The organism is Providencia sp. wls1922 (assembly GCF_009706505.1).
Lineage (GTDB): Bacteria > Pseudomonadota > Gammaproteobacteria > Enterobacterales > Enterobacteriaceae > Providencia > Providencia lanzhouensis.
Window position 1 is genome coordinate 1 of the sequence record NZ_WLUG01000010.1, and the last position, 8,396, is coordinate 8,396.

The window sequence follows — 8,396 nt, forward strand, 5'->3', positions numbered from 1 at the left end:
AAGATAGAGGCGCGGTAAGAACCTTTTATCGCCAAGATATTACCCGTTTTTTAGATATTAATTTTTCCTCGGTCAAGCGCAGTACCAAACGTAATGTACCGATGTTCAGGCGGCTTAGGGCGGCGTGTTTTCTTCATGCCCGCAATACACAAGATAGCGCGATAGTAGGTTTTCAAGGCAAAGCTGCGGCAATTGCCAGAGAGCACCAATACGGGCTTGAGGGGGCAGTGAATGAACTTGCACGGGCACGTTACCCCAAACGAGAGTTATTAGGGCTATCAGAGCATGAACGCTTAGGTTTATTGGAAATGATTTATCTCGACTTGGTGGGGCAGCTATGAGTTTACAAGAGCTATATCGTTTACTCAGTAACCTTTTTCGTCAAGGCGTCGTCACTGAGGTGGATTTAGACAATAACTGTTGCCGTGTTCAAGTGGGGGAATTAGTCACAGATTGGATTCGATGGTTAGTGCATCGCGCCGGTGAATCTCGCAGTTATTGGGCGCCGACGGTGGGGGAGCAAGTGTTGATTGGGGCGATAGGCGGTGAGCTAACAACCGGTTTTGTTTTGGGTTCGCTATATAGCAATGCGAACCCTGCGCCGACACATTCAGCCAATGCATTACACCACACTTTTCCAGATGGTGCGGTGATTGAGTATGAGCCAGAAAACGGAACATTAAAGGCCGTTGGTATTAAAAAAGCGGTGATAGAGGCTAGTGAGGAAATCAGCGCAACAACCCAAAAAGTGATTTGCAAAGCCTCTGTTGAAATCAAGCTCGATACACCGAATGTGATTTGTACCAATAACCTCACTACAGGCACGTTGAATGTGGAAAAAGGCGGTGAAATGACCGGCAATTTTAACCATAACGGCGGGTCGATAACGTCTAATGGTGTGGTTATTCATACTCACCAACATGGTGGTGTGCGTTCGGGTGGGGATACATCAGGGAAACCGGTATGAAATATTACGGCATGAATGCGAAAACAGGTCGTCGCCTGACAGATAGTGAGCATATTCGCCAAAGTATCGCTGATATTTTGCGAACGCCCATTGGTTCGCGGGTGATGCGCCGGCAATACGGCTCACTGTTATATGACTTGATTGACCAGCCACAAAACCCTGCGCTGAGACTCAAAATTATGAGTGCGTGTTATATGGCGTTAATGCAATGGGAGCCACGCGTTAGGTTACAGACCATTGATTATATTCGTTCAGATGTTGGCGAAATGGGCGTGAGTTTATCCGGTGTGATTATGCAAACGGGTGAACCGATTTCGATTTCTATTCCTGTGAGGTAACAGTATGGCAGCCAGTATTGATTTAAGTTTATTGCCGGCACCGGATGTGGTCGAACTATTAGACTATGAAGTGCTATTTGCCGAGCGCAAAGCCGCGTTAATCGCTGCCATGCCAGAAGAGCAGCGGGAAGCTATCGCCCGTACATTAGAATTAGAATCTGAGCCGCTAACCAAATTACTGCAAGAAAACGGTTATAGAGAGCTGATTTTACGTCAGCGCATCAATGAAGCGGCTCGCGCAAGCATGGTGGCTTTTGCCACCGGTGCCGACCTAGACCAACTCGCCGCCAATAATAACGTGAAACGCCTGATGTTATCCGCTGGTGATGAAAACGCCATTCCACCCATTGCGCCGGTGTATGAGTCGGATTCTAATTTGCGTATGCGTATACCGGCCGCTTTCGAAGCGTTAAGCGTAGCTGGCCCTATTGGCAGTTATGAATATCACGCACGCTCTGCAGATGGTCGGGTTTCTGACGCTTCTGTCATTAGCCCATTACCGGCTCATGTCACGGTTACCGTGTTATCCCGCGAGGGGAACGGCAGCGCACCGGCTGATTTAATTGAAAAAGTCGATATTGCGTTAAACGATGAGGACGTTAGACCGGTTGCTGACCGTGTGACAGTGCAATCAGCCACTATCGTTAACTATGAAATCGACGCAGTGATTTACTGTTATCCCTCACCTGAATATGAGCCGATTATGGCGGCAGCAGAAGAACAAGTGAAACGCTATGCGACACAGCAACACCGGTTAGGCCGTGACATTGTCCTTAGTGCCATTTATGCCGCGCTGCATGTTCAAGGCGTGCAACGTGTCGAACTGAAAAAGCCGGTAGCAGATATCAAGCTAGACAAAACACAGGCGAGTTTCTGCACGCAAATTAATTTAGCACTAGGGGGCTCAGATGAATAATCGTTTATTACCTGTCGGCTCATCACCGTTAGAGCTCGCGGCAGCTGAATCACTGGCACAGATTGAGCGCGTGCCTATTCCTATTCGTGAGCTTTGGAATCCTGATAAATGCCCCGTGCATTTACTGCCTTATCTAGCGTGGGCATTTAGCGTTGACCGCTGGGATAAAAACTGGACGGAAAAAGCCAAGCGCGATGCGATTAAATCCGCAATGTTTATCCATAAACACAAGGGAACGATTGGCGCACTACGCCGCGTGGTTGAGCCGCTCGGTTATTTGATTCGCGTTGTTGAGTGGTGGAAAACCAAGGAAACCGCTGGCACGTTTCGCCTTGATATCGGGGTTCTTGAAACGGGTATCACCGAGGAAATGTATCAAGAATTAGAGGCGTTAATTTTTGATGCCAAGCCGGCAAGCCGCCATTTAGTTGGGCTGACTATTCAGCTTGAAACTAAAGGCCAAATCTATTGTTCTGCGGCTAGCTATAGCGGTGATGAATTAACCGTTTACCCATACACGCCAGATGTGATCAGCTCAGGCGGCACGATTTCCACAGGGGCAGCGGTACACGTTATTGATGAAATGAGGGTGATTCTCCAATGAAATATTTTGCATTGCTTACCACTTATGGTGAAAAAGTGCTCGCAGAGGCGACCGCCCTTGGCACGAAAATTGAATTAACACACATGGCGGTTGGTGACGGCGACGGCACTTTGCCCGCACCCGATACCAAACAGACTAAATTAGTCAATGAAAAGCGCCGAGCAGCAATTAATACGTTATTTATTGACTCAGTGAATACCAATCAAATTATTGCGGAACAGGTGATACCCGAAAATGAGGGTGGTTGGTGGATACGTGAAATCGGTTTGTTTGATAAATCGGGTTTATTGGTGGCCGTGGCGAATTGCCCTGAAACCTATAAACCCCTGTTAGCCGAGGGCTCAGGTCGTACACAAACCATTAGAATGATTTTGATTGTTAGCCATACCGAAGCAGTTACATTGAAAGTTGACCCCGCGATTGTGCTTGCCACACGCGGCTATGTGGATGATTCAGTAAAAACAGCGATTGAGGCTCACGTTAAAAGCCGTAATCACCCCGATGCGACGACTAGTGCCAAAGGTTTTGTACAACTGGCTGATGCTCTGAGTGCCGATAACAACAAAGCCATTACACCTAAGTTGGCCACGGAAATTAATCAACGGGCTGTTAATGCACAAAATTCAGCGAATGCGGCCAATACAGCAGCAACTAATGCGAATAATAATGTTAATGGACGGGTGCCAAGCTCGCGCAAGGTCAATAATAAGCCGTTGAGCACCGATATTACGCTAAGTGCAGGCGATGTGGGCGCCTATACAAAAGCAGAAACCGACACGAAAGTTGCTGATGCGAAAAAGGCGGGTACCGATGCGCAAGCCACGGCAAACGCTGCCAATACAGCGGCAATCAATGCAAATAACAATGCCAATGGCCGAGTGCCAAGTACTCGAAAGGTCAATAATAAGCCATTAAGCACCGATATCACCCTAAGCGCCGGTGATGTTGGCGCATACACTAAAACCGAAACGGACACCAAAGTCGCCGATGCGAAAAAAGTCGGTACCGATGCAAATACGAATGCCAATGGGCGTGTGCCCAACACTCGAAAAGTAAACAATAAGCCGTTGAGCGCTGATATCACTTTAAGTGCTGGTGATGTGGGTGCTTATACCAAAGCAGAAACAGACACTAAAGTCGCTGATGCGAAAAAGGCGGGTACAGATGCGCAAGCTACCGCCAACGCCGCTAATACCGCCGCTACAAATGCGAATAATAACGCGAATGGACGCGTGCCAAGTGGGCGCAAAGTAAACAATAAAGTACTGACCGCAGATATAGTACTTAATGCGGGCGATGTTGGCGCGTATACCAAAGTAGAGGTTGATAGTAAATTCGCAGCAGGGAGTGGCTTAGGTTATGGTCAGACTTGGCAAAACGTTAAAGCTTCACGCGCAGTAGGAACGGTTTACACCAATTCGACAGGGAAACCTATTGTACTACTCGTTACTGCCAGTACTTCAGCGAACGATCGTATGAATGGCGTTAATATTCATGTTAACGGCGTCGTGATTGCGACTTCTATGACTTACGGTAACGGAGCCAAAGCCCCTGTATCTGCGGTTATCCCCCACGGTTCAACTTACAAAATTGACTATCCAAGCGGAACCGTTAGCCCATTTATTCATCAATGGTTTGAGTTGAGGTCATAATGAAATATTACAAAGACAAAAATAATGAAGTATATGCCTATGAGTCGGATGGATCACAGGATGCATTTATTGCTGATGATTTAGTCCTTATTGCTGAGCAAGAGGCATTAGCCATCACCAATCCACCTCCAACAAAAGATCAATTAATCGCTGAAGCCGAGTATCAAAAACAAGCACTATTAAATGAGGCTACCGCCGCAATTGCACCTTTGCAAGATGCTGTTGACCTTGGTATTGCTACGGATGAGGAACGGGAGCAGTTAAGGGTTTGGAAGGAGCATCGAGTACAGGTGAATAGGGTGGATGTTGGGTTGGGGATGAATGTCAATTGGCCTGTTAGCCCAAAGTGAGACAGATATTAATATAGTTAATGTATTTACCGTACGGAATTACTGTTTAAATGCATTAGTTATTGAAACTGATAAGATCTCAACTTTACCTGTTATCACTGGTATATTTATCAACTTGAAGTAAATAAATTTAACTCTCTAGTGTGAAAATATTAAATTTATAACAATGATATAGTGACGGAAGTTGTCACTATATCTATTGGTTATTATTGAGCATTGATCTATAGGTGATAAATGCAATTTAAATTATTCTAGTTAAAGCCTAACTTTTTCTAAGCTATTAAATTCTAGCATTAATTTTTGAAGCTTCCATATCGTAATCTGCTGATTTTATTACTGGGAACATATGTTCTTGTTCCATAGGTGATAAAAGGCTACTACTTTTTAGTACTAGATATTTTTTTGTGATTTTAAAGGAGTTATTATTTATAAATGGAAGTTGTATCTCGTTGTATTCATATTCTTTTGAATTAGAATTTAGTTGTGGTGGTGATGAAAGGTATTTTGAAAAGTTAGCCTTAAGTTTATTGATATCATCATAAAGCTCATACCAAGCTATTGTTTTTACGCGATTTCCTGACGCAACATCAAATAGGTTTATTCTATTTGATGAAAAGTAAGCGCCAAGTATTTTTTCATCAATTACGGGGATTTCATTAAATGAATGACCTACAAAAATACTGCTACTATTAATTATGAATTTGGCAAATTTATAATCTTTACTTTCATCATAATTCCAATTTAATTTTTCAAAAATGTCTTTTAAATTTTCTTTGAAAAACTTTGTTTTTCTTGCTACTTGATTACCTGCATGAGTAAGTGTCTCTGATGTACGATATTTTGATATTTCGGAGTCAGTAGTAACTATTGATTTAGCCTCACCAATCAGAACCAAATCATCTATCCTAGCTAATAAATCAAATTCTTCTTCAGAAGTTCCTATTTTTATTCTTTTAGAAATAGCTTTATCATAATCAATAATAAAGCTATTCTGGTTAAGTTTACTATTTAACTCATTTATTATTTTTTTTTCGTATACTAACCCTTTTTCACTAAGTTTTATTTCAAATATGTCCGCCCACTTTTCAAAAAGTCTAAATATTACAGGGGAATTTAATGCACTAGTAGCAATAACATATTTATTACTCTCTGTTTTTATGAGAGGCTGACACCAAAGGTCACTAGTAGGTGATGAATCAAATGTTAGAAAATTAACGATCTTACTTACTTTGCTGGCTAAAATTTCAGTAGCATCGCATAAGGCCCGTTCTAGTGAAGTGGCTTGAACAGAAGGGCAAAACTCTTTTAGTTTATTGGCATTAAATATACTATCATCTTCAGGATATTTTTCACTTTCAAGATTAGCCATTAACATTAAACATCTCATTACTTCCAGTACTTCAGATAAGCAAAATCCGTTACCAAAATCATCAGTTAACCATTCTTCAGGAATATAATACCGAAGGTCACACTCGGTCATTTTCCACTGCGTATTTAAAGTAATTAATTTTTTAGTTGCGTTACGAATTGGTGCTACTCTTGCTACTTTTTTCTTATTGCTTCGCTCAATAAAAATATAATTGTCGTCTGAATATAATGAAGAAATATCAGATGTCATTGCTATAAGAGTTGAATTGGCGGAAAGCTTTTCTTTTCGCAGAGCACTATTCATGAATGCAATTTCGAGAGAACTCTTTGGTTGTTCTACCCTATATATTTTTTTTTCTTTATCAATTTCAATTAAATTATAGTTACTCCATAAAATACATTGCCAAAGATGAAGATATGTGCTGTATAATTGAGATAGATAACTCTCTTGCTGTATGAAGGATAACTCATTAATTGGGCTATCTGAGAACGTTACAGTATCGTTATTTTTAATGTGCCTTAAGCATTGTTTTATCGCTAGTTGAAACCCATCAACGGAACCATGAACTATTTCACCTAAACTTAATTTATTTCCTGTTCTTGTTGTTGGTAGTAATATTTCATGTATGTTTTCAGATGACCTCTCTTTTACTAATTTAAATGCGACAGCAAGTGTTCTATTAGAACTAGCAATATACGAGGTTAATAGTCTTTTATAACTTGTCCTAGGAGCTTTCGTATATAAATTAGCCAATTCAGTTCTAATATCACTTAGAAGACTATTAATAATACGCCCCATAGTATAAACTTTCTTATCGCGTTCAGAAGAATGTAATTCCACTTTTGCCCACTCTTCATCCCATTTTGTTAGAGAAAAATCAGGGCGCGTAGGTGCCTTTATTTTATTTTTTATGATTTTATTAACAAAGATATTCACGATTTCACTACTCATAATATATTATACCTTGTGTAAACTATATCGACTTGTAATTAAAATTAATTTAATCCCAGTAAATAAGAGATTTTATAGTGTTTTATTTAAATGCTAAGTTAAATCATAATGTGAAGTTTAAATAATAAACTATATTTGCTTATTTCAGGGTGTTATTATTTATAATGTAAGTTATCGAAATGTCAATGTTTTCATAAGATAAATTTAATTGAAATGGCTGTTATCATTAGTTTATAGCTGAAATTGATATGGATAGTAATCATGAAAAATTCAATTTTAAAGTTAGAATCACTAAATTAATATAAAATTTAACTCGTTTCATAAATTAATTTTTTGTTTAATAGGCATAATATGATCAGCAAAAAATCATCAAAATACCCACATAAATTCCCCAATATCCACACCCCCCAACCTTTCCCTAACATCCTCATTCACCCGACTCAAAGACAGGGTAAAATCAATTTTCTTCGCTTTACCATCGGTAAAAAATTCCGTTCTATCAGTGACTAAATTGGTGATCACATACATCCCATAAATGGTGCCGGTACCCTCAATCAAGGGTAGTGGGCGGGCAACATAGGCCGAGGTTTTTAATAATTCCAGCGACACATCACCGCCGGTCACTTCGGGGTAAAGCGTGCCGGCCAGTGTGATCTTATCTTCACCGGCGCCCACATACTGCCATTTAGCACTGCGGCCAACACGGTCATTTTTCACATGGCGCCAATCAAGTGAATGGTTAAAGGTTTGATAAGGGGCGGTGCGTAGCTCAAACACAAACATGCCATAAATCATCATCATAATTTAGTCCTGATCTTTTAAGCTGGAACGGCGGCGGCTATCGCGTTCACGTAACAAGGTGGTTAATTGCTGTTTCACAATGTCGGCAATTTCTTTTTTATTACTCATATCAACACCGTAAAAATTCAACTCAAAAGTATTGTATTCCGGCTGCATGATTTGGCGTTCTGGCCGTGTCGGCGAGACTGCCACCGGTACCGCATTTAATTTGGGTTGAATAGGGGCTAACGTATTAATCAATGCATCATTGAACTGGGGAAATAATGAGGTTTTTCTCGCAGCAATACGTGGCTCTTGATATAGGCCATCAACAGCCGTCACCACAGGAAAGTTTTTAAACACAATATCGCCAAGTTTATTTCTATCAACACTCTCCGCGGCGTCACTTAACGCGGATTTACTGCCTTTTTGCTTGCTCTTTTTCTCTGCGCCGTCATACACCAAGGTA

The 8,396-nt window shown here is 41.2% G+C and carries 9 protein-coding genes and 1 pseudogene; 7 read left to right on the plus strand and 3 right to left on the minus strand.

The genetic code is table 11. The annotated features are described in order from the left end of the window. The 7 genes from GKR71_RS00620 to GKR71_RS00650 all read left to right on the plus strand — a co-directional run. The coding region (locus GKR71_RS00620; RefSeq protein WP_154633776.1) for a phage virion morphogenesis protein at positions 1 to 341 on the plus strand (341 nt) is incomplete at its 5' end. Then, positions 338 to 967 carry a phage baseplate assembly protein V gene (locus GKR71_RS00625; protein ID WP_154633777.1) on the plus strand — a complete coding sequence of 210 codons (630 nt, stop codon included), beginning with the start codon at positions 338 to 340 and terminating at the stop codon, positions 965 to 967. The genes GKR71_RS00620 and GKR71_RS00625, both read left to right, overlap by 4 nt. Further along, positions 964 to 1,305, plus strand: coding sequence for a GPW/gp25 family protein (locus GKR71_RS00630; RefSeq protein ID WP_154633778.1), 342 nt, complete (start codon positions 964 to 966; stop codon positions 1,303 to 1,305). The genes GKR71_RS00625 and GKR71_RS00630 overlap by 4 nt, the downstream gene beginning before the upstream one ends. Before the next feature lie 4 nt (positions 1,306 to 1,309). Continuing rightward, positions 1,310 to 2,221, plus strand: a complete 912-nt coding sequence (locus tag GKR71_RS00635; protein ID WP_154633779.1) for a baseplate assembly protein — start codon at positions 1,310 to 1,312, stop codon at positions 2,219 to 2,221. Beyond that, entirely contained in the window at positions 2,214 to 2,825 is a 612-nt protein-coding gene (locus GKR71_RS00640) for a phage tail protein I (RefSeq protein ID WP_154633780.1), read from the plus strand. Before GKR71_RS00635 ends, GKR71_RS00640 begins: the two co-directional genes overlap by 8 nt. After that, the gene (locus GKR71_RS00645; protein ID WP_154633781.1) at positions 2,822 to 4,477 is read left to right on the plus strand and encodes a phage tail protein; all 1,656 of its coding nucleotides are present in this window, start codon (positions 2,822 to 2,824) and stop codon (positions 4,475 to 4,477) included. Before GKR71_RS00640 ends, GKR71_RS00645 begins: the two co-directional genes overlap by 4 nt. After that, entirely contained in the window at positions 4,477 to 4,827 is a 351-nt protein-coding gene (locus GKR71_RS00650; RefSeq protein WP_154633782.1) for a tail fiber assembly protein, read from the plus strand. Before GKR71_RS00645 ends, GKR71_RS00650 begins: the two co-directional genes overlap by 1 nt. A 280-nt stretch (positions 4,828 to 5,107) precedes the next feature. On the opposite strand, the gene GKR71_RS00655 is transcribed toward GKR71_RS00650, so the two are convergent. The 3 genes and pseudogenes from GKR71_RS00655 to GKR71_RS00665 all read right to left on the minus strand — a co-directional run. Beyond that, entirely contained in the window at positions 5,108 to 7,147 is a 2,040-nt protein-coding gene (locus GKR71_RS00655) for a hypothetical protein (protein ID WP_154633783.1), read from the minus strand. 369 nt (positions 7,148 to 7,516) lie between these two features. Continuing rightward, a complete protein-coding gene (locus GKR71_RS00660) occupies positions 7,517 to 7,948 on the minus strand; it encodes a phage tail protein (RefSeq protein ID WP_154633784.1) in 432 nt (143 codons plus the stop codon). Positions 7,949 to 7,951: 3 nt separating this feature from the next. After that, positions 7,952 to 8,396, minus strand: a pseudogene (locus tag GKR71_RS00665) (phage tail tape measure protein); the annotation flags it as partial.

Excerpts from the sequence above, each read along its gene's own strand:
- GKR71_RS00650 (WP_154633782.1), top strand. The coding sequence starts at position 4,477 with ATGAAATATTACAAAGACAAAAATAATGAAGTATATGCCTATGAGTCG.
- GKR71_RS00660 (WP_154633784.1), bottom strand. The coding sequence starts at position 7,948 with ATGATGATGATTTATGGCATGTTTGTGTTTGAGCTACGCACCGCCCCT.
- GKR71_RS00640 (WP_154633780.1), top strand. The coding sequence starts at position 2,214 with ATGAATAATCGTTTATTACCTGTCGGCTCATCACCGTTAGAGCTCGCG.
- GKR71_RS00625 (WP_154633777.1), top strand. The coding sequence starts at position 338 with ATGAGTTTACAAGAGCTATATCGTTTACTCAGTAACCTTTTTCGTCAA.
- GKR71_RS00635 (WP_154633779.1), top strand. The coding sequence starts at position 1,310 with ATGGCAGCCAGTATTGATTTAAGTTTATTGCCGGCACCGGATGTGGTC.
- GKR71_RS00630 (WP_154633778.1), top strand. The coding sequence starts at position 964 with ATGAAATATTACGGCATGAATGCGAAAACAGGTCGTCGCCTGACAGAT.
- GKR71_RS00645 (WP_154633781.1), top strand. The coding sequence starts at position 2,822 with ATGAAATATTTTGCATTGCTTACCACTTATGGTGAAAAAGTGCTCGCA.
- GKR71_RS00655 (WP_154633783.1), bottom strand. The coding sequence starts at position 7,147 with ATGAGTAGTGAAATCGTGAATATCTTTGTTAATAAAATCATAAAAAAT.